This is a genomic window from Georgenia sp. Z1344 (genome assembly GCF_057652375.1).
Window position 1 is genome coordinate 1,877,730 of the sequence record NZ_CM172728.1, and the last position, 19,865, is coordinate 1,897,594.

At 75.2% G+C, this 19,865-nt stretch carries 15 protein-coding genes; 11 read left to right on the forward strand and 4 right to left on the reverse strand.

All coding sequences use genetic code 11. The annotated features are described in order from the left end of the window. Positions 1–32 precede the first annotated feature (32 nt). The 7 genes from AC24FB_RS08480 to hisC all read left to right on the forward strand — a co-directional run bounded on the left by AC24FB_RS08480 (position 33) and on the right by hisC (position 8,592). The gene (locus AC24FB_RS08480; RefSeq protein ID WP_425713846.1) at positions 33–1,391 is read left to right on the forward strand and encodes a glutamyl-tRNA reductase; all 1,359 of its coding nucleotides are present in this window, start codon (positions 33–35) and stop codon (positions 1,389–1,391) included. Continuing rightward, positions 1,388–2,605 carry a ferrochelatase gene (locus tag AC24FB_RS08485; protein ID WP_425713845.1) on the forward strand — a complete coding sequence of 406 codons (1,218 nt, stop codon included), beginning with the start codon at positions 1,388–1,390 and terminating at the stop codon, positions 2,603–2,605. Before AC24FB_RS08480 ends, AC24FB_RS08485 begins: the two co-directional genes overlap by 4 nt. Continuing rightward, positions 2,602–3,324, forward strand: coding sequence for a hydrogen peroxide-dependent heme synthase (hemQ, locus tag AC24FB_RS08490; RefSeq protein WP_425713844.1), 723 nt, complete (start codon positions 2,602–2,604; stop codon positions 3,322–3,324). Before AC24FB_RS08485 ends, hemQ begins: the two co-directional genes overlap by 4 nt. 238 nt (positions 3,325–3,562) lie before the next feature. Further along, positions 3,563–3,832, forward strand: a complete 270-nt coding sequence (locus tag AC24FB_RS08495; RefSeq protein ID WP_425713843.1) for a hypothetical protein — start codon at positions 3,563–3,565, stop codon at positions 3,830–3,832. Continuing rightward, the gene (locus AC24FB_RS08500) at positions 3,820–5,529 is read left to right on the forward strand and encodes a hypothetical protein (protein ID WP_425713842.1); all 1,710 of its coding nucleotides are present in this window, start codon (positions 3,820–3,822) and stop codon (positions 5,527–5,529) included. Before AC24FB_RS08495 ends, AC24FB_RS08500 begins: the two co-directional genes overlap by 13 nt. 231 nt (positions 5,530–5,760) lie before the next feature. Further along, a complete protein-coding gene (gene mftF, locus AC24FB_RS08505; protein WP_425713841.1) occupies positions 5,761–7,254 on the forward strand; it encodes a mycofactocin biosynthesis glycosyltransferase MftF in 1,494 nt (497 codons plus the stop codon). 243 nt (positions 7,255–7,497) lie between these two features. Further along, positions 7,498–8,592, forward strand: a complete 1,095-nt coding sequence (gene hisC / locus AC24FB_RS08510; RefSeq protein WP_425713840.1) for a histidinol-phosphate transaminase — start codon at positions 7,498–7,500, stop codon at positions 8,590–8,592. Positions 8,593–8,685: 93 nt separating this feature from the next. Here hisC and AC24FB_RS08515 read toward each other — a convergent pair whose 3' ends face one another. After that, a complete protein-coding gene (locus AC24FB_RS08515; protein ID WP_425713839.1) occupies positions 8,686–9,081 on the reverse strand; it encodes a VOC family protein in 396 nt (131 codons plus the stop codon). 453 nt (positions 9,082–9,534) lie between these two features. On the opposite strand from AC24FB_RS08515, the gene pdhA reads away from it, so the two are divergent. The 3 genes from pdhA to AC24FB_RS08530 are packed head-to-tail and all read left to right on the forward strand — an operon-like array spanning position 9,535 to position 13,439. Next, on the forward strand, positions 9,535–10,860 hold the full coding sequence (gene pdhA, locus AC24FB_RS08520; RefSeq protein WP_425713838.1) for a pyruvate dehydrogenase (acetyl-transferring) E1 component subunit alpha: 1,326 nt from the start codon (positions 9,535–9,537) through the stop codon (positions 10,858–10,860). Next, positions 10,860–11,882, forward strand: a complete 1,023-nt coding sequence (locus AC24FB_RS08525) for an alpha-ketoacid dehydrogenase subunit beta (RefSeq protein WP_425713837.1) — start codon at positions 10,860–10,862, stop codon at positions 11,880–11,882. The genes pdhA and AC24FB_RS08525 overlap by 1 nt, the downstream gene beginning before the upstream one ends. A 21-nt stretch (positions 11,883–11,903) precedes the next feature. Beyond that, positions 11,904–13,439 (forward strand): dihydrolipoamide acetyltransferase family protein, encoded by a 1,536-nt coding sequence (locus AC24FB_RS08530; protein WP_425713836.1) that lies wholly within the window; start codon positions 11,904–11,906, stop codon positions 13,437–13,439. Between the two features lie 22 nt (positions 13,440–13,461). Here AC24FB_RS08530 and AC24FB_RS08535 read toward each other — a convergent pair whose 3' ends face one another. From AC24FB_RS08535 to AC24FB_RS08545, 3 genes are all read right to left on the reverse strand, one after another. After that, positions 13,462–14,118 (reverse strand): protein-L-isoaspartate O-methyltransferase family protein, encoded by a 657-nt coding sequence (locus AC24FB_RS08535; protein ID WP_425713835.1) that lies wholly within the window; start codon positions 14,116–14,118, stop codon positions 13,462–13,464. A gap of 128 nt (positions 14,119–14,246) precedes the next feature. Beyond that, complete coding sequence (locus tag AC24FB_RS08540) at positions 14,247–16,373, reverse strand: prolyl oligopeptidase family serine peptidase (protein WP_425713834.1); 2,127 nt, start codon at positions 16,371–16,373, stop codon at positions 14,247–14,249. Positions 16,374–16,461: 88 nt separating this feature from the next. Next, a complete protein-coding gene (locus AC24FB_RS08545) occupies positions 16,462–17,736 on the reverse strand; it encodes a variant leucine-rich repeat-containing protein (protein WP_425713833.1) in 1,275 nt (424 codons plus the stop codon). A gap of 199 nt (positions 17,737–17,935) precedes the next feature. On the opposite strand from AC24FB_RS08545, the gene AC24FB_RS08550 reads away from it, so the two are divergent. Then, positions 17,936–19,510 (forward strand): LmeA family phospholipid-binding protein, encoded by a 1,575-nt coding sequence (locus tag AC24FB_RS08550; RefSeq protein WP_487560159.1) that lies wholly within the window; start codon positions 17,936–17,938, stop codon positions 19,508–19,510. Positions 19,511–19,865: the final 355 nt, after the last annotated feature.

The following is a 19,865-nucleotide window of genomic DNA, read 5'->3' on the forward strand; positions in this document are numbered from 1 at the left end:
TGCCACGGCGGCGGAATTGCTAGCCTGCAGCGGTGCCGCTCACCCTGCTTTCCGCCGATCACCACTCGGTGACGCTCGGGGACCTCGAGCGCCTCAGCGTGGGCGTCGAGTCCCTGCCGTCCCGGCTCGCCGGACACCCGGCGGTCGACGGCGCGGTCGTGCTGGCCACCTGCAACCGGGTCGAGCTCTACCTCGAGGCCGAGGACCCCGACGCCGCGCTCGACGCCGCCCGCGCCGCCCTGGCTACCGCCTCCGGTGTCGACGCCGCCGAGGTCGACGACCTCACCGGCCGCACCGACGGCCACGACGCCCTGCGCCACCTCTTCGAGGTCGCCAGCGGGCTCGATGCCATGGTGGTGGGCGAGCGCGAGATCGTCGGCCAGGTCCGCCGCGCGCTCGAGGGCGCCCGCGCCGCCGGCTCCACGACGCCTGCGCTCGAGGACGCGCTTCAGCGGGCGTCGCGGGCCTCGCGCCGCATCGCGGTGGACACCGACCTCGCCGCCGCCGGCCGCTCCGTGGTCGCTGTGGCGCTCGACCTCGCCGGCGCGGTCCACGAGCGCCCGGGCTGCCCCCGGGACGCCGAGCCGTGGACCCCGGAGTCCGGCGGTCCGCCGCGCGTCTCGTGGTCCGGCGGGCGCGCCCTCGTGGTCGGCACCGGCGCCTACGCAGGCGCGACCGTCGCCGCGCTGCGTCGCCGCGAGTGCACCGACATCGCCGTGTGGTCCGCCAGTGGACGCGCTCGCCGGTTCGCCGAGACCCAGGAGGTGCGGGAGGCCGGCGACCTCGCGGACGAGCTCGCGTCGGCGGACGTCGTCGTCGCCTGCCGCGGCACCGGCTCGGCGGTCCTCGACGCCGACGTGGTGTTGGCCGCGCTGGCGGCACGGCGGTCGGCAGGACGCGCGGCGCCGCTCGTCGTCGTCGACCTCGCCCTCCGGCACGACGTGACGACCGAGGCTGCTGCGCTGCCGGGCGTCGTCGTCGTCGATCTCGACACCGTCAAGGCGCACGCGCCCGCGGCGACCGACGGGCAGGTGCGACGCGCCCAGGAGGTGCTCGCCGAGGAGGTGCGCGCCGTGCTCGACACCCGCGCCGAGCGCGAGATGGACGACGTGGTGGTCGCCGTGCGCGACCGCGTCGGCTCCGCGTTGGAGGACGAGCTCACCCGACTTCCGATGGCGGGCACCGTCCCCGCCGACCAGGCGGCCCAGGCCCTCAGGCGCCTCGCCGCCCGCCTCGCCCACCCACCCACGGTCGCGGCCCGGGCGGCCGGCCGCGACGGCAGGGGCGAGGAGTTCGTCCGCGCGCTCGAGCTCGTCACCGGCATCTCGGTGACCGACGAGACCGCGGACGCCGGACCGGGCCGCCGACCCACGAGGAGGACCACGACGTGACCGTGACGACCGACCGACCGACGGCCGAGGAGCGGGACGACCTCGGCGCCGCGCCGCAGGCCGCGCCCCCCGTGACGGTCGGCGCGCTCGCGCCCTACGACGCCGTCCTGCTCATGTCCTTCGGCGGCCCCGAGAAGCCCGAGGAGGTCGTGCCGTTCCTGCGCCGCGTCACCGCCGGCCGCGGGATCCCGGACGAGCGGCTCGAGGAGGTCGGCGAGCACTACTACGCGTTCGGCGGGCGCAGTCCGATCAACGACCTCAACCGCGCGCTGCTCGAGGCGCTGCGCGCCGAGGTCGCCGCGCGCGGGCTCGACGTGCCCGTGGCGTGGGGCAACCGGAACTGGGACCCGGACGGCGTCGACGTGCTGCGCGAGCTCCACGACGCCGGTGCCCGCCGCGTGGCCATGGTCGCCACCTCGGCGTACGGCTCGTACTCGAGCTGCCGCCAGTACCGCCAGGACGTGGGGCGGTACGTCCCGCAGCTCGTGGCCGAGGGGCGCCCGCTGGTGGTCGACAAGGTGCGGCCGTACTTCAACGACCCGGGCTTCGTCTCGGCCAACGCCGACGCGGTCGAGGCCTCGATGCGCGAGCTCGGCGGGGAGCCGCACCTCATGTTCGTCACGCACTCCATCCCGACGACGATGGAGGTCGCCTCCGGGCGGGGGGCGGCCGCGACCTACGCCGAGCAGCACGAGGAGGTCGCGCGGCTCGTCGCCGCCGAGGTCGGGGAGCGGCTCGGGCGCGAGCTCGACTGGTCGCTCACCTACTGCTCCCGGTCCGGCGACCCGCGCACCCCGTGGCTCGAGCCCGACGTCAACGACGCCCTGCGGGAGCGCGCCGCGGGCGGCATGGACTCCGTGGTGCTCAGCCCGATCGGGTTCGTCTCCGACCACATGGAGGTCGTCTACGACCTCGACACCGAGGCCGCCGAGACCGCCGAGGAGCTCGGACTGTCCTTCGCCCGCGCGGCGACCGCCGGGACGTATGCCCAGTTCGTGTCCGGGCTTGTCGACCTTCTGCTCGACCGCGCCGCCGAGGCGCGGGGTGTCGAGGCGGGTGGTCCGGGGCGGCGCGGGGTCGTCGGCGACCTGCCCGCGTGGGACTCGGTGTGCGGCGTGGGGTGCTGCGCCGTCCGGGACGGTGTCGACGACGGCAGGCTCGCGCTGTGCGGGCAGCCGAACGACGTGGTGACACCGATCGAGGAGACGGCATGAGCGGCAGCGCGAACGACCTGAGCGAGCACGAGGCGGAGGCGCTCAACGAGACGGTGCGCTACACGATGTGGTCGGTGTTCGCGACCACGCAGCCGCTGCCGGCCGACGCCGCCGAGCGGGACGCCCTCGTGGCCGACGCCGAGCGTGCGGTGCGCGCGACCGGTGTCGAGGTGCGCGGCTGGTACGACGTGGCCGGCCTGCGGGCCGACGCCGACCTCATGGTCTGGTGGCACGCCGAGACGATCGAGGAGGTCCAGGCGGCGTACCACGCGCTGCGGGCGTCCGACCTGGGTGCGGCCCTCGAGCCCGTCTGGTCGGTCGTGGGCCTGCACCGGGCGGCGGAGTTCAACAGGCGCCACGTCCCGGCCTTCCTCGCCGGCGAGCCCGCGGGCGACTACATCTGCGTCTACCCGTTCGTGCGGTCCCTCGACTGGTACGTCCTGCCCGCCGAGGAGCGCTCCCGGATGCTGCGCGAGCACGGCATGGCCGCGCGCGACTACGCGGACGTGCGCGCCAACACCGTGTCCGCGTTCGCCCTCGGCGACTACGAGTGGATCCTCGCCTTCGAGGCGCCCGAGCTGCACCGGATCGTCGACGTGATGCGCGAGCTGCGCGGCGTCGACGCCCGCCTCCACGTCCGCGAGGAGACGCCGTTCTACACCGGGCCGCGGGTCGAGCTCACCGACTGGGCCGCGCGGCAGCCGCTCGCCGCGGACTGAGATCGAGAGAGTCTCTCGGCTGCTCGGCTGCCCGGCTGCTCGGCTGCTCGGCTGCCCGGCTGCCCGGCTGGCCGGGCTGATCGGTCGGTGCGGCCGAGCCGAACCGGCGTCGTCGGCGCGGCGTTGTCGCCGTCCCCACAGGCAGCCCTGCCACGCTCCCGCCCACAGGCCGCCCCGCCACCCCCGGTGCGCCGTCCGGAAGCCCGCCTAGCGTTCCGGTGACGAGAGGGGGGACGGCATGCTCGAGCAGATCGAGGCGGACCTGCAACGGGTGCGTGCGCAGGCCACGGCGCTGGAGGGCGTGCGGGACAGGCTGTCGGCCTGCGCGCCGACCGCGTGGACCGGCGAGGCGGGCACGATCGCTACGAACCGGCGCGAGGAGCTGCGCGGGGAGGTCGAGTCCGCGCTCACCACGTTGCGCGGGATCGAGGGACGGCTGATCGGCCTCACGGTGCGGATCGACCTCGAGGGTGCTCCGGGCGTGGGAGCGCTGCGATGGGTGGGCTGACCCGGCCGGTCGCCGGCGACCGGCCGGACCCTCCGGTCCCGCCCGACCCCGTCGAGGCCGAGCACGTCACCTCGTCCAGGGATGGCATGGACGTCGACCCGGACGAGGTGCGCGGTCTCGCGGACGAGCTCGACGAGGTGGCGGAGGGCCTGCGGGCGGCCGCGGCGCCGCTCCGGCTCGTCGGATCGACCCCGCAGCACGGCGGGCGGATCCTCGTCCCGGTCCCGAACCCCGGGCACGACCCGCTGCTCGCCGCCGACCTCGTGGCCGTCGGGGCGTCGGCGCAGGGGGCGGCGGACACGATCGACACCGTGGCCGGGCGGGTGGCAGACCTCGCGAGCGGCCTGCGGGGGTGGGCAGAAATGGCGGAGCGCGCGGACGGGGGTGCGGGTGCCCGGTTCCGGGTGCTCGGGGCGCTGTCCAACGCCATGGGGCTCCCGCGCGTGATCACGGGGCGGGTGCTCGCGACTCCGAACCCCGCCGGCTGGTTCCTCCCGGGCTACGGCGTGCTGACGAACCCGGGGTGGGCGGCTCGCCCCGGCGGCCCGGGCATCGCCGCGGCGCTCGACGCGGAGGTGGCTGCGGCCGGCGGGGCGATCGATCTCGCGGCCGACGCCACCGGGACCTCGCCGCTGCTGACCGGTGTGCAGGGTGACCCGGCGGCCGGCGAGACGGCCGCGCTCGCGGCGCTTCCCCTGGCCCGGGCCCTCAGCATCGGGTCGCCCGGCGGCGCGAGGGCGGTCCTCGACGACGAGCCGGTGCCCGGCCTCCTGCCGGTGCTCGCGGGGGCGACCGGCCTGCGGGTCGGGGCACCCCCGGGCTCGGTCGTCGCGGATGCCCGAGGAGGCCCTGGTGCGCCGGGAGGCCCGGGAGGTCCGGGCGCGCCGGGCTCCTTGCTCTCGCGCCGACCGGCGCCGGGCCGGACGTCGGCGGTGCTCGACGCCGCCCGGCCCGGTTCGGTGGCCGACCTCGTCCGGCGGGTCGACCCGCTGCACGCCGAGTCCGGGCGCGAGAACCGTCCCCACCTCGAGGTCCTGCGGACGGAGCACGCGGACGGGTCGACGTCGTTTGTCGTCGTCATCCCCGGGACGAGCGGGGACGCGACGGTGGCCGACCCAGACAACCTCATGGACAACGCCTCGAACATCGAGCTCGCCGCCACCGGCAGCTCGGCGCTCATGGAGGGCATCTCGGAGGCGCTCGAGCTGGCCGGCGCGCGGGACGGGGACGCGGTGGGGATGATCGGGCACAGCCAGGGCGGGCTGGGGGTCGCGCACTGGGCGGCCGGGGACGACGCGCGCCGGTACGACCTGCGCACGAGCGTGGCGCTCAACGCGCCGATCGCCCACGCCGGCGCACCCGTGGCCGGGCACCACATGAGCGTCGACGTCGCCGACGACGCCGTGTCCGGCCTCGACGGCGCCCCGGTCCCGCACATCGACCCGAACGCCGCGACCGGCAGCCGGAGCGCCTACACGGTGGACACCTCGACCCGGGACCGGGATCTGTCCGAGGTGTTCCCGTTCGAGGGGCACTACCCCGAGCACTCGGCGGCCGCGTGGGCGGGCGTCGTCGAGCACCGGGGGCACGACCCGGGCGTCGTCGCGGTGCAGGAGGAGTTCGCCTACCTGCTCGGCGCGGGGGAGGAGGGGGCCGTCACGACCTCGGTCGTCGTCGAGCTCGAGCGGGAGGGGTGACGGCGAGGGGCGGACGACGGCGAGGGGCGGGGTTCGTCGTCGGGCCGAGGTGTCGAGAGTGCGGCTCAGGTCCGTCGAGACTGCGGTTCGTCGTCGGGCCGTGTTCGACGCTCCGCCTGGAGCGAACGACGATCGATCACGCACGACGGGTGCGGAGGACTGGGAGAATGGGACGAGTGTCGTCGTCCCCGCGTCGGCACCGCACCGGCAGCCGGTAGGACAGGAGACGACGTGACGACGACCGACGTGACGACCACCCCCTGGGGGCCCCCTCCCTTCCCGGAGCCCCCCGAGCGTGGGGAGGTGGACGTCGTCGCCGGCCGGACCGTGGTCTGGGCGCCCGAGACGGTCCTGCGGGCGGGGCGCGTGGTCCTCGGCGGCTCGCCGTTCTCGGTCACCGTCGTACCCGAGGAGTTCCGCGACTTCGCCGCCCGGGTGCGGGACGCCGACAGATGGGGCACCGAGGCGGCCGACGACACCGAGCGGGCAGCCGCCCGGTTCCTCCTCGACCTCGGCATCGTCCACCCCAAGCCCGTCGCGTACGGCGAGGTGACGGACGTCGAGGTCGTCATCCCGATGTACGGCGACCCGACCCTGCTCGACCCGCTGCTCGAGTCCCTCGCCGTCGAGGGGCACCCGGTCACGGTCGTCGACGACGCCACCCCCGACCCCGAGCACGCGGCCCGCATCGAGGAGATCACCGCTCGGCACGGCGCCCGGCTCATGCGCCAGGAGGTCAACACCGGCCCGGGCGGCGCCCGCAACACGGGGTTCGCCGCGACGAGCGCCCCGTTCGTCGCGTTCATCGACTCCGACGCCCGCGCGAGCGACGACTGGATCGCGCGCCTGCGGCCGATGCTCGACGACGAGCGGCTCGGCGCCGTCGGGCCCCGCGTCCGACCCCGCTTCGACGGCGAGAGCTCGATCGAGCTCTACGAGGAGACGCGCTCGGAGATCGACATGGGGCCGATCCCCAGCCGGGTCGTCCACGGGGTGATGGTCGGTTGGCTGCCGAGCGCCGCCGTCCTCGTGCGCCGCTCCGCCGTCACCGACCCGCCGTTCGAGCCCGGTATGCGGGTCGGCGAGGACGTCGACCTGTTCTGGCGCATGGACGAGGCCGGCTGGAACGTGCTGTACGCCCCGGACGTGGTCGTCCACCACGAGGTCCGGACCACGTGGCGGGCGTTCGTCGGCCGCCGCGCCGACTACGGCGGCTCGGCCGCGCACCTCGAGAAGCGCCACCCGGGCCGGCTCACGCCCGCGTCGCCGAGCCTGTCCGGCCTCGCGTTCATCGGGCTCGCCGCCACGGGGCACAGGTGGCTCGCCGCCGGGGTCGCCGCCTACGAGGTCGCCCGCCAGCGCGCGGTCCTGCCCGACGAGGTCCCGCACACGGTGGTCGCCGAGATGGCCGGCCGGCAGATCTGGTCCGACGGGTTCTGGACCGGGCACCTGCTGCGGCGCGACTGGTGGCCGATCGGCTGGGCGGTGCTCGCCTCGACGCCGCGGTCCGGGCTCGCCCGTGGCTTCGCCGCCGCCATGGCCTGGGAGCCGGTGCGCGACCACCTCCTGCGCCCCACGCGCCTCGGGCCCGTCACGAGCCTGGCCATGCGGCTGCTCGACGACGCCTCCTACGGCACCGGTGTCATCACCAACGCCGTCAAGGAGGGCGTCCCGGAGGTCGTCACGCCGCGCCCGCGCATCCCCTGGTGGCCGCGCAAGGCCTGACCCTCGTTCGTCGAGACTGCGGTTGGTGCACGTCGAGATTGCGGTTCGTCGTCGGGCCCTCGTTCGTCGAGAGTGCGGGTGAGGGCGGGCGCGTTGTTCGTCGTCGGGCCTTCGTGTGTCGAGAGTGCGGGTGAGGCTCGCCCTCGTGACTCCGACACCGACACCGACACCGACTCCGCGTCACGCGCGCCCGACCCGTGGCGCTCCACCACCTCGGAGGGGCGCGCGGGGCATGCTGGACCGATGTCCAGCACGTTCCCGCCCACCCCCGCCCGTCCCGCCGACCTCCTGCGGGCCGACATCGCCTCGCTCCCGGCCTATGTGCCGGGGGAGCGGCCCGCGCACGACCGGCCGGTCGCCAAGCTCTCGTCCAACGAGATGCCCTTCCCGCCGCTGCCCGGGGTGGTCGAGGCGGTCCAGGCGGCGGTCGAGGACTCCGGCCGCTACCCGGACATGGCGGCGGTCGAGCTGACCGAGGCGCTCGCCGGGCGGCACGGCGTCGCGCCCGACCAGGTCGTGGTGGGCGGCGGGTCGACCGCGGTGCTCGAGACGATCCTGCGCGCGACGTGCGGCCCGGGCGACGAGGTCGTCGCGCCCTGGCGAAGCTTCGAGGCCTACCCGATCGCCGTGCAGGTCACGGGGGCGTCGATGGTGCGCGTCCCGCTCGACCCCGAGGGCCGGCACCGCCTCGACGCGATGGCCGACGCCGTCACCGACCGCACCCGCGTCATCCTGCTCTGCTCGCCGAACAACCCGACCGGGACCGCGCTCACGCGCACCGAGGTGGCCGCGTTCCTCGAGGCCGTGCCGCCCACGGTGCTCGTCCTGCTCGACGAGGCCTACATCGACTTCGTCACCGCCGCCGACCCGACCGACGGACCCTCACTGCTCCCGGCGCACCCGAACCTCGTGGTCCTGCGGACGTTCTCCAAGGCGGCCTCGCTCGCCGGCCTGCGCGTCGGGTACGCCCTCGGGCATCCCGAGATCGTGGCGGGCATCCGTTCGGCGTCGACCCCGTTCGGCGTCTCGAGCCCGGCGCAGGCCGCGGCGCTCGCCGCCCTCGACGCGGACCCTGAGATCCGCCGGCGCGTCGCCGAGGTGGTGGCCGAGCGCGAGCGCCTCGTAGCGGGGCTGCGCGGGCTCGGCCTCGAGATCCCGGAGACGCAGGCGAACTTCGTGTGGCTCCGGCTCGGCGACGGTGCGGCGTCGTTCGCGGACGCCGCCCGCGAGGTCGACCTCCTCGTGCGGCCCTTCGCCGGCGACGGCGTGCGCATCAGCATCGGGACGCGTGAGAACACCGACGCCGTCCTCGCGCTCGTGGCGGCGCAGCTGGGGTGAGGCCCGTGCACGGGGGAGCGACAGGCCGTGCCGGGGAGGCACGGACCGTGCTGGGTGAGCGCGGCCCGTGCTGGGTGAGCCTGCCGCGGCGCGTCAGCCCTCGTGGCCGATGAGCCAGCGCACGCCGTAGCGGTCGATCAGCGTGCCGTCGTGGTCGCCCCACGGCCGCCGCTGCAGCGGGTCGATGACGCGGCCGCCGTCGGCGAGCGCCTCGAACCAGGCGGCGAGGGTCGCGGGCTCCGCCGTGCCGAGCAGCGAGAGGAACATGCCGGTCATGGCCACGCCGTCCTCGTCGGCGCCGGCGTCCGCGCCCGCGATCTCGACCTCGCCCAGCAGCATCGCGTGCGCCACCGAGTCGGGCGGCCCGTCGTGGCGGCCGGCGGAGGCGTAGTCCATCAGTTGCAGCTCACCGCCGAACACCGACCGGTAGTGCTCCATCGCCTCGCGGGCGGTGCCGGGGAACAGCAGGTACGGGACGAGTCCGCTCATGCCGCGACCTTAGGGGGCGAGGCCCCGGGCGCGTACGGCCCCGAACGACGACGAACCGCAATCTCGACGTGCACCAACCGTAATCTCGGCGACCAGCGGGGCGCTGAGCCGCACTCTCGACCGGTCGTGGTTCTCCCAACCGCAATCTCGACGTGCACCAACCGCAATCTCGACGACGGGCCGGGCGTGTGGGACAGGCCACCGGGCGCGGCGCTCGCGCCGCAACCTACACATGTGTAGCCTACATGACCGTAGGTAGCTTTCCGGGCACCCGCGGGCGATCCCCACGCGGTGTCCGACGGCTCGGACGAGGTGCGCCGATCGCGTACGGAGTCCTCCGGCCGGCCGCGCCGATCGCGCGGCCGGCCGGACCCCGGGCCACGGGAGGTGCAGGATGGGGCCCCACCGGATCCGCTCCCGCACCGCAGCGTCGGACGACCGAAGGAGGACCACGTGTCCGTGCCCACCACCAGCTCCACGCACGAGTCGGCCACCACGGCCCAGGGTCCGAACGGTGCGAACCACGCCCCGAACGGCGCCGGTCACGCCCCCGCCTCCGGCACCCCCGACGCGACCTCCTCCGTCCCCGCCCCGCGCGGCGCCTCGCTCGACCCGGAGGACGCCCTGGTCCAGCTCCTCACCCCGGCCGGCGAGCGCATCGACCACCCGGTCTACGGGCCGCTCGTCGACGAGCTCGACGAGGACACGCTGCGCGCGATGTACCGCGACATGGTCCTCACGCGGGCCTTCGACACCGAGGCCACCCGCCTCCAGCGCCAGGGCGAGCTCGGCCTGTGGGCGCCGAGCCTCGGGCAGGAAGGCGTCCAGATCGGCTCGGCCCACGCCCAGCGGCCCGCCGACATGATCTTCCCCAGCTACCGCGAGCACGGCGTCGCGCTCGTCCGCGGCCTGCCGCTCACCGACCTGCTGCCCGTCATGCGCAGCACCCGGCACGGCGGTTGGGACCCCCGCGCGCACAACTTCCAGGTCCAGACCTTCGTGCTCGCCGCGCAGACCCTGCACGCCGTCGGGTACGCGATGGGCATCCAGCGCGACGGGCACGTCGGCACCGGCACGGACGCCGACCGCGCCGTCGTCGTCTACCACGGCGACGGCGCCGCCTCCGAGGGCGACTTCAACGAGTCCCTCGTCTTCGCCGCCTCCGCCCAGGCGCCCGTCGTCCTCCTGTGCCAGAACAACTCGTGGGCGATCTCGGTCCCCACCCGTGTCCAGTCGCGCGTCCCGATCGCCCGGCGCGGCCCCGGCGTCGGTATCCCGGCGGTCCGCGTGGACGGCAACGACGTCCTCGCCTCCTACGCCGTCACCGCCGAGGCGCTGCGCCGCGCGCGCTCCGGCGGGGGGCCGACCCTCATCGAGGCGGTCACGTACCGGATGGGCGCCCACACGACGTCGGACGACCCCACGCGCTACCGCCCTCGTTCCGAGGAGGAGGCCTGGCGCGCGAAGGACCCGATCGACCGGATGCGTGCCCACCTGCTCGCCGCCGGGCACGCGGACGACGCCTTCCTCGCCGCCGTCGAGTCCGAGGCCGAGGCGCTCGCCCGGGACGCCCGCACCGCCTGCCTCGCCGAGCGCGCCGACGCACCGGGGTCGATGTTCGACCACGTCCACTCGCTCCCGCACGCGCAGGTCGAGGCCGACCGGGAGGCGATGCTCGCGTTCGAGGCCGGCTTCGCCGACACGGAGACCGGCACGAGCACGGACACCGACAACGCCACCGGCACCGACACCGGCACGACCGCCGAGGAGGCCCGCTGATGCACCCCGCCCCGCCGGCGACGGCGACCACCCTCCCGCTCGCCCGCGCGATCAACGCGGGCCTGCGCGCCGCGATGACCCGCGACGACCGGGTGCTCGTCATGGGCGAGGACGTCGGCCCCCTCGGCGGCGTCTTCCGCGTGACCGACGGCCTGCACGCCGAGTTCGGTGCGGACCGCGTGGTCGACACCCCGCTCGCGGAGTCCGGGATCGTCGGCACCGCGATCGGCCTGGCGATGGCCGGATACCGCCCGGTCGTCGAGATCCAGTTCGACGGCTTCATCTTCCCGGCGTACAACCAGATCACCACGCAGCTCGCGAAGCTCACCTACCGCACGTCGGGCGCGCTCAGCATGCCGGTCGTCGTCCGCGTGCCCTACGGCGGCCACATCGGCGCGATCGAGCACCACAGCGAGTCGCCCGAGGCGCTGTTCGCCCACACGGCCGGCCTGCGCATCGTCAGCCCGGCCAACGCCGCCGACGGCTACGCGATGATCCAGCAGGCCATCGCCTCCCCGGACCCCGTGCTCTTCCTCGAGCCGAAGTCGCGCTACTGGGAGAAGGGGCCGGTCGAGCTCGACGCCCCCGTCGACCTGTCCGCCGACGCCCTCACGCGCGACCTGCACGCCGCCCGCGTGGTGCGTCCCGGCACCGACCTGACGATCGCGTCCTATGGTCCGGGTGTGAAGGTGGCGCTGCAGGCGGCCGAGGTCGCCCAGGATGAGGGGTCGAGCCTCGAGGTCATCGACCTGCGCTCGATCTCCCCGCTCGACGTCGACGCCGTCGCCGCCTCCGTCCACCGTACGGGGCGCCTGGTCGTCGTCCACGAGGCCCCCACCTTCTTCGGTCCCGGCGCCGAGCTCGCCGCCGCCGTCCAGGAGCGGTGCTTCTACGAACTCGAGGCCCCGGTGCTGCGGGTCGGCGGCTACCACACGCCGTTCCCGGCCTCCGCCCACGAGTCCGTCTACCTGCCCTCCCTCGACCGGATCCTCGACGCCGTCGAGCGTTCGCTCGCCGCCTGAGACGCCACCCGAGGAGCCGAGATGAGCGACCAGCGACACCAGACCTTCCGCCTGCCCGACGTCGGCGAGGGCCTGACCGACGCCGAGATCGTCAGCTGGGAGGTGGCCGTCGGCCAGCGGGTCGAGGTCAACCAGACCCTGTGCGAGATCGAGACCGAGAAGTCGGTCGTCGAGCTGCCCAGCCCGTTCGCCGGCGAGATCCGCGCGCTGCTCGTCGAGGAGGGCACGACCGTCGAGGTCGGCGCCCCGATCGTCGAGCTCGACACCCGCCCCGATGAGCCCGCCGCCCCCGAGCCGGCTGCCGGCACCGCGGAGGGGGACGAGGCCGACGACGACGCCGGCGGGTCGGGCGCCGTCCTCGTCGGCTACGGGACCCGGCCGGGCGCCGCCCGACGCCGTCCGCGGCGCGAGCCGGCTGCGGCGCAGCAGGGCGGATCAGCGGCGGGCGCCGCTCGGCCGTCCGCCGCGGCGAGCGCGTCCCCGGCCCCCGCCCCTCTCGTCTCACGCCCGAGCCCGGCCGGCACCCGCGTGGCCCCCGGCCGCCCGCGCACGGCCCCGGGCGGCGAGGCTCCCGGCGCCGCGGGCCCCGGCGTCCCCGGCCGCGCCACCCGCGAGGGTGGCGGCTCGAGCACGAGGTTCGTGCCGGCGTCGGGCGGTCCGACCCGGGCCAAGCCCCCGGTGCGACGCCTCGCGAAGGACCTCGGCGTCGACATCGACTCCGTGCACGGCACGGGGCCCGGCGGCATCGTCACGCGCGAGGACGTCGTGGCGCTCCACCAGCGCTCGGACGTCCAGCAGCTCGCCACGTGGTCGGACGAGGAGCCGTGGCTCGAGGGTGGTTCCGTCTCGCCCGACGGCCGGCGCACGCGCGTCCCGGCGCGGTCGGTGCGCCGCCGGACCGCGGAGGCGATGGTCCAGTCGGCGTTCACCGCCCCGCACGTCAGCGAGTTCCACACGATCGACGTCACGCGGACGATGGAGCTCGTCGCCCGGCTCAAGGCCGACCGCGAGTTCGAGGGCCTGCACGTGACGCCGCTGCTCATCGCCATGCGCGCCCTGCTGCTCGCGGTCAACCGGCACCCCGAGATCAACGCGTCCTGGGACGACGACACCCAGGAGATCGTCTACAAGCACTACGTCAACCTCGGCATCGCCGCGGCGACGCCCCGGGGGCTCGTCGTGCCCAACGTCAAGGACGCGCACCGGCTCAACCTCAAGGAGCTCGCGCAGGCGCTCGGCGAGCTGACCTCGACCGCGCGGGCCGGTCGCACGCAGCCCGCGGACATGGCCGACGGCACGATCACGATCACGAACGTCGGCGCCTTCGGCATCGACACCGGCACGCCGATCCTCAACCCCGGTGAGGCCGCGATCCTCGCGCTCGGCGCCGTGCGGCAGCAGCCGTGGGTGCACGACGGCGAGATCGCCGTCCGGTGGGTCACGCAGCTCGCGCTGAGCTTCGACCACCGGCTCGTCGACGGGGCCCTCGGCTCGTTCGTGCTCAAGGACATCGCGACGATCCTCGAGGACCCCTCGATGGCGCTCGTCTGGGCGTGATCCGGGGCGCCCGCCCGGCGCGTCAGCGCAGCGGGACGAACGCGTAGCTGCCCGGTGCTCGCTCCTCGTCGCGGCCGTCCGGCGTCCTGCGCACCCTCACCAGGTGCCCGCCCGCCGGCACGACCATGACGCCCCCGACCGCGAGCTGCGCGACCAACGGCTCCGGCACCGCGTCCGACATGGCTGACACGAGTATGCGGTCGAACGGCCCGTCGTCGGGGGCGCCGAGCACGCCCGCCTCGGCGACGCGGAACTCGATCCGCGGACGGCCGGTGCGGGGAGAGGCAGGCTTCTCCGTGTCCGTGTCCGTGTCCGTGCCCGTGCCGGTGCCCGTGCGGCCGTGGGGTGCGGCCGTCTCGACGTCCTCCGCCGCCTGCCCCACCGATGCCGCGCCCTCCAGCGCCGCGCGGCTGCGCCGCACGAGCTCGGGGACCAGCTCGACGCCGAGGACGCTGCCGCCCCGGCCGACGAGCTCCGCGAGGATCGCCGTGGTCCAGCCCGATCCGCTGCCGACGTCGAGGACCCGCGCACCCGCGGGCACGTCGAGGAGCTCGAGCATCGCGCGCACGGTCGAGGGCTGGGAGCACGTTGCGCCATGGCCGATCGTCAGCGGGGCGTCGGTGGACGCGTAGGGCCGGGTCGCGCGCGGGAGGAACCGGGCACGGTCCACCCGAGCCATCGCCTCCCGGGTGCGCGACGTCGGAGGTTCCCCGAACATCCCGTCACGCTACGGCCGCGCGGGCGGGACCGGAAGGCCCGCGACCGCCGCGCCTGCCGTGCAGGCTCGGCCGAGCAGATCGGGGCGCTTCACCCGAGCAGGTCGGGCGCCGCCGGCGGCTCCTCGCCGAGGACGTGCTCGGACAGGAAGCCGAGGACCACCTGGTACCAGAGCTTGGCGTGCTGGGGCGTGAGGATCCAGTGGTTCTCGTCGGGGAAGTAGAGGAACCGGTGGGGCGTGTGCCCGGCGTCGTCCATCGCGAGGGCGGACCGGGAGACGAGCGAGCGCCACAGCGCGAGGCCCTCGCCGATCGGGACGCGGTAGTCCTTGTCGCCGTGGATGACGAGCATCGGGGTCGAGATGTCGGCCACCGCGTGGTGCGGGGAGTGCGCGGCACGCATCTCCGGCGTCATCTCGCGCTCCCAGAACCAGCCGACGTCGGTGGTGCCGGAGAAGGTCTCGATGTTCCACAAGGAGGCGTGCGTGACGACCGCGTCGAACCGGTCGGTGTGGCCGGCGATCCAGTTGGCCATGTACCCGCCGAACGACCCGCCCATCGCGGCGGTGCGGGCGTCGTCGATCTCGGGCAGCGACGCGGCCGCGTCGGTGACCGCGAGGACGTCGGTGAACGGGTGGCCGCCCCACGCGCCCCAGCCGCGCTCGATGAACTCCCAGCCGTACCCGGTCGAGAGCGCCGGGTCGGGCAGGACGACGGCATACCCCTGCGCGACGGCGATCCACGGGTTCCACCGCCACGACCAGGTGTTCCACGAGGAGACCGGGCCGCCGTGCACCCACAGCAGGAGCGGCGCGGGCTTCTCGGCGGTGGCGCCGTCCGGGACCGCGAGCCAGCCCCGCAGCGGGTGGCCGTCGGGTGCGAACGCCTCGATCTCCGTGAGCGTGCCCGGCAGGGTCGGCGCCGGCACGGGGGAGGGGACGTCGGTGACCTCGGCGCCGCCGAGCGCGGGCTCGCGCAGCACGGACAGGTCGAGGCGCACGGGTGCGGCCGGCGCCCCGTAGCTCGCGCGCAGGGCGTAGGCGCGCGTCCCGTCGGGGGAGATCCGCACGTTCGAAAACGCGCCGTCGGCGGTGAGGCGGGTGACCTCCGAGCCGTCGAACGGCACGTGGAAGACCGGCGCCCGGCCGCGGTCGTCGGCCACGGCGAGCATGCCGGAGCCGTCCGGGAGGACCGTGGCCTCGCTGATCCAGCGGTCCCAGCCCTCGGCGATCGTCGCGCGCCGGCCGGTGGCGAGGTCGAGGAGCGCGAGGGTGACGATCGGGGGCCGCTCCGGGGTCGAGGGCTGCTCGACGGTGACGACGGCGCGCGCCCCGTCCGGCGTGAGGGCCACGGGCGAGAACTCGTGCTCCGCCGACGGCTCGGCCACCCAGCGGCGAGCGCCGGTCGCGACGTCGATCGTCACGACGCCGGTGCGTAGCTCCCCGCGCGCCGCGGGGACGGACCAGGCCGCGAGGATCGTCGTGCCGTCGTCGGACAGGACGTGGGTGCCCTCGAACAGGGCGGTCCCGGCGTCCGGGGTGAGGTCGACGAGCGTGCCGGGGGCATCGGCGTCGGGCCGTTCGTCGTCGTGCCCGGTCGTGGCGGCGTTCGCGCCGTCCGTCGCCGAACCGGCCGACGGCGGGTCGACCCGGTAGAGGTGCGGGTGACCGGGACCGAGGTCGTGGTCCCAGTAGCGGACCGGGTAGCCCGAGTGGAGGATCGCCGCCACCTTCTTGTCCGTGCGCGCCTTGCGTCGCTCGGTGTCGTCCTTGAGGTCGGTCGAGCCCGGGAGCGGGGAGCCGACGACGACCACCGTGTCCGCGGCGCGCGCCGTGAGGACGCCCTCGACGCCGCCGGGGTGGTCGGCGAGCACGCGCGCCTCGCCGCCGCCCGCGGGCAGGACCCAGGCGCGGGCGCGCGAGCCCTCCTCGTCCGCCGGGTCGGGCCGCGCGGCGGTGAAGACGAGGTCGCCGGACGCGGTGAAGGCCGGGGCGGACTCGCCGGTGCCGCCGCGGGTGAGGCGGCGCGCCGGGCGCTCGGCGTCGGGGTCGATCTCCCAGACCGCGCTCCGGTAGGCCGTCGCCTTGTCGTCGAGCGTGGCGACCGACGTGACGAGCCGCCCGCCGTCCGGGCTCAGCGCGAGCCCGGAGACGCGCCCGAGCGCGACGTAGGTGTCGAGGTCGTGGAATGGGGTGCGGGGCGTGTCGTCATCGGTCACCCTCGTATCCGACCACGGGCACGCCGCCCGTGTCCGCCTGATTCGGAGGTGTTCGCGACGCGCGGACAGCCGCGGCGGCCCCGCCGGGTCAGTAGGTCTCGAGCACCGACGGGCCGAGGCGGAAGCCGCTGCCGGACTCGGTCGACCAGCACTCGACGTCGACCCCTGTCACCGTGCACGCGAGGTCGCCGTTGTAGGCGGACTGGCCGTCGGAGAGCAGCGGGTCGGCGTTCGCGGACCGGTTGCAGTTGACGCCGGCCTCACCCTCGGAGCTGATCTCCACGCTGATGCCGCCGGGCAGGCACCCCTCGGGGGTGTCGAGCGAGTGGTCGACGATCGTGCAGACGACGTCGCTGCCGCTGAGGTTGCACGCCATGTTCGCGCCCTGGACCCAGAACCCGGGCATCTGCTGGGCGTCGGCCGGGATCTCGGGGACCTCGAGCCAGCTCATGTCGGCCTCGATGGCCGTGCGCAGCGCGGGGTTGGTGTCGGAGTCGCCGAGGATCATGTCGACGACCTCCTGGGTGTGCTCGCGCCCGCACTCGTCCATCAGCGCCTCGAGGGAGTCGACGACCCGGTCGCCGTGCGCGGGGTCGCCCCACGTGCCGTCGGGCGCCGCGGAGGCCGCGAAGGCCTGGACCACCTCGGCATCAGGACCCGGGTCGGAGCAGCCGGAGCTCGACGGGAGCGCCTCGAGGGCGGCGAGCGCGTCCGCGATCTCGTCGGTCGCGGGGCTCTCCTCCTCGCCCTCGCTCGGCGCCTCGTCGGTGGCCGGCGGGAAGTCGGGGTCGGGCTCGCCCGCCGAGGTGGTCTGCTGGTCGTCGTTCCCGGGCAGGTTGAAGATCCACAGGGCGCCGAGGACGATGACGGCGAGCGCGGCGGCGACGGCGAGGATCCCGGCCCACGGCACGGCGCGGCGCGGCTCCTCGATCTGTCGCGGCGGTGCGTCGGGCGTGCGGGTGGTGACCGGTGAGCCGTCCGGCGGGGTCGTGGGGCGCGCGAGCTGCTCGCCCTCGACCGCGGGGGACTCGGTGGTCGGCCGCTTGGCGGACCCGGTCGCGGCTGCGCCGGCGGCCCCCGCAGCGCCGAAGCGCTCGGCGGTGGGGCGGCGCACGGGCGCCGTGGCGGGCTCGTCCGGGTCGATGCCCGCGGTGCGCGCGCGGCGCTGGGCGATCGCGTCGTCGACGTCGTCGTCTCCGAGGTTCCCGAGCCACTCGAGCAGACCGGGGTAGGTCGAGGGGTTGCCGGCGATCGCCGGGCGCAGCTCGGGGTGGTGCTCGGCCAGTTCCTGCAGCCGGGTGAGCGGGGTCGCCGGGTCGGCGGCCTCGTTCGCCAGGTCGTTCGTGTCGTCAGTGCCGGTCACGGCCGTGTCCTCCATCGCGCGTCTGCCCGGGAGTGTACGGGCAGCCGTGCCCGCCGCCTCCCAGGTGTGGCGCGCGGCGCAGAGGGTCGTGCCGGCGGTGGCGGTGGTGTCGCCCACGGTCGCCGACCGCTGGCGGGGACGTCCTGAACGGGCACGTCTGACCACCTCGAGGGGCCGCCGAGCACCCTAGGGTTGTCGCGTGCAGCCGGGGACCTCCAACGACGACGACGTGGACCGCTCGTCCGACGTCGACCCGGAGACCCCCGACGGAGCGGCTGCTGCCGGACCTGATGCGGAGCCGGACGCCGGCCCGCACGTGGTCGAGAGTTCGGGTGAGGGGTCGGGCGCTGGCCCACATGTGGTCGAGAGTGCGGGTGAGGGGTCGGATGCCGGGCCGAACGTGGTCGAGAGTGCGGCTGAGCGACCTGACGTGACGCCCACCGACGACGACGCCGGACACCCCGAGCCGCCGACCGCGAGCACGGCCCCGCGCGTGAGCGAACCGCCGTCGGAGGTCCCGGACCTCCCGCCGGTCGCGCTGCCGGTGAACGACACGACCTCGGGCGGCCCGGTGCCCGGCGACCAGGTGGTCGTCCGAGGCGCGGGGGCAGGTGGCCACCAGGCAGACGGCCCCGACTCGCGATCCGCCCCCGACTCGCGACCCGCTCCCGACGCCGGCGAGGCAGATGGCCTCGACTCGCGACCCGCTCCCGACGCCGGCGAGGCAGACACCGCCGAGCTCGACGCCGCAGGACGCACGGCCGCGGTACCGCTCGATCAGGCGACCGCCGCCGGTGCCGCCGACCGGGCCTCCGCCGGCTCGGCCCTCCCCGACGAACCCGCCTCCGTGCCGGCAGGCTCGGCCCCGACGTACGTCGACGAGGGTGGCGCGGGCGCCGCCCCGGACGGCGACGGCGGGGCGGACGGCTCCGCGGCGGTGGGCGCTGACGGGACGGACCGGTCGCGCGAGCGCCGGCCGGACACGGACGACGAGACCCCGGCGGCTCTCGCCGCGGTCCAGGGCGCAGCGATGTCAGTGCGCCGGTGGTGGCGGCGGGCCGGCTCCGGCGTGGTCCAGCGGTGGGTGCTCTCGCTGGTCATCGCATCGCTGGTCATCGTCGTCGGGCTGCTCGTGGCCGACCGGTGGGCGCTCATGCGGGCGCGCGCCGAGGCGGAGGACGCGTTCGAGTCGTTCACCGAGGAGCTCGAGAACCCCGACGTCCGCCTCGACGGCTTCCCCTTCCTCCCGCAGGTGGTCTCCGGCCGCATCGACCGGATCGACTTCGAGGCCGACCGGATGGTCCTCCCGGACGTCGAGCTGCTCGACGTCGAGGGATTCATGACGGGCGTCGGTTACCGGCAGCCGGTCGAGGTGGCGCACCTCGAGGCCAGCGGCACCGTTCCGCTCGAGCTGGTGCAGGAGCAGGTGGCGGAGGCGACCTTCGACGTCCCCGTCCTCGGTGAGCGCAGCTTCGAGGCCGACATCGACGGCAACGACCTGGTCCTCACCACCAGCGTGCTCGGCGGCGACATCCACGTGACCGCCGAGGTCGCACCCACCGAGGACGGCCGCGGCATCCACCTTCACCTCGACCAGGGCACGCTCGCCGGTGTGAGCACGCGCCTGTCGGAGATCCCGCTCGTGGGCAGCCGCCTGCCGCTCGACCACTACGTCGAGCTCGAGGGCCTCCCCGAGGGACTGATCCTCACCGACACGACCGTGGTCGGCGACGGCATCGCAGTCGTGGTCGAGGGGGACGACGTCCGGTTCTGACCGATCGCCGATCGTCGATCACTGCTCATCGGTCAGCGCTGACTGCTGACTGCTGACTGCTGACTGCTCGGCGCGGCCACCGACTCTTCGGCGCGGCCACCGACTCTTCGGCGCGGCTACCGACTTTCGGCGTGGGGGACGCGGTGCGGCGTCGAGACGGGGGTGTCCGTGTCGAGACTCAGGTTGACGTGTCGAGAGGAGGGCCGCCGTCTGTACCTTCGACGCGTTGACCGACTCTTCGGCGCGGCTACCGACTCCTCGGCGCGTTGACCGACTCTTCGGCGCGGCTACCGACTCTTCGGCGCGGCCACCGACTCTTCGGCGCGGCTACCGACTTTCGGCGTGGGGGACGCGG

Bases quoted from the DNA above. Each gene is read 5' to 3' on its own strand.
- hemQ (WP_425713844.1), top strand. From the start codon at position 2,602: ATGAGCGGCAGCGCGAACGACCTGAGCGAGCACGAGGCGGAGGCGCTC.
- AC24FB_RS08495 (WP_425713843.1), top strand. From the start codon at position 3,563: ATGCTCGAGCAGATCGAGGCGGACCTGCAACGGGTGCGTGCGCAGGCC.
- AC24FB_RS08500 (WP_425713842.1), top strand. From the start codon at position 3,820: ATGGGTGGGCTGACCCGGCCGGTCGCCGGCGACCGGCCGGACCCTCCG.
- hisC (WP_425713840.1), top strand. From the start codon at position 7,498: ATGTCCAGCACGTTCCCGCCCACCCCCGCCCGTCCCGCCGACCTCCTG.
- AC24FB_RS08515 (WP_425713839.1), bottom strand. From the start codon at position 9,081: ATGAGCGGACTCGTCCCGTACCTGCTGTTCCCCGGCACCGCCCGCGAG.
- AC24FB_RS08525 (WP_425713837.1), top strand. From the start codon at position 10,860: ATGCACCCCGCCCCGCCGGCGACGGCGACCACCCTCCCGCTCGCCCGC.
- AC24FB_RS08530 (WP_425713836.1), top strand. From the start codon at position 11,904: ATGAGCGACCAGCGACACCAGACCTTCCGCCTGCCCGACGTCGGCGAG.
- AC24FB_RS08535 (WP_425713835.1), bottom strand. From the start codon at position 14,118: ATGGCTCGGGTGGACCGTGCCCGGTTCCTCCCGCGCGCGACCCGGCCC.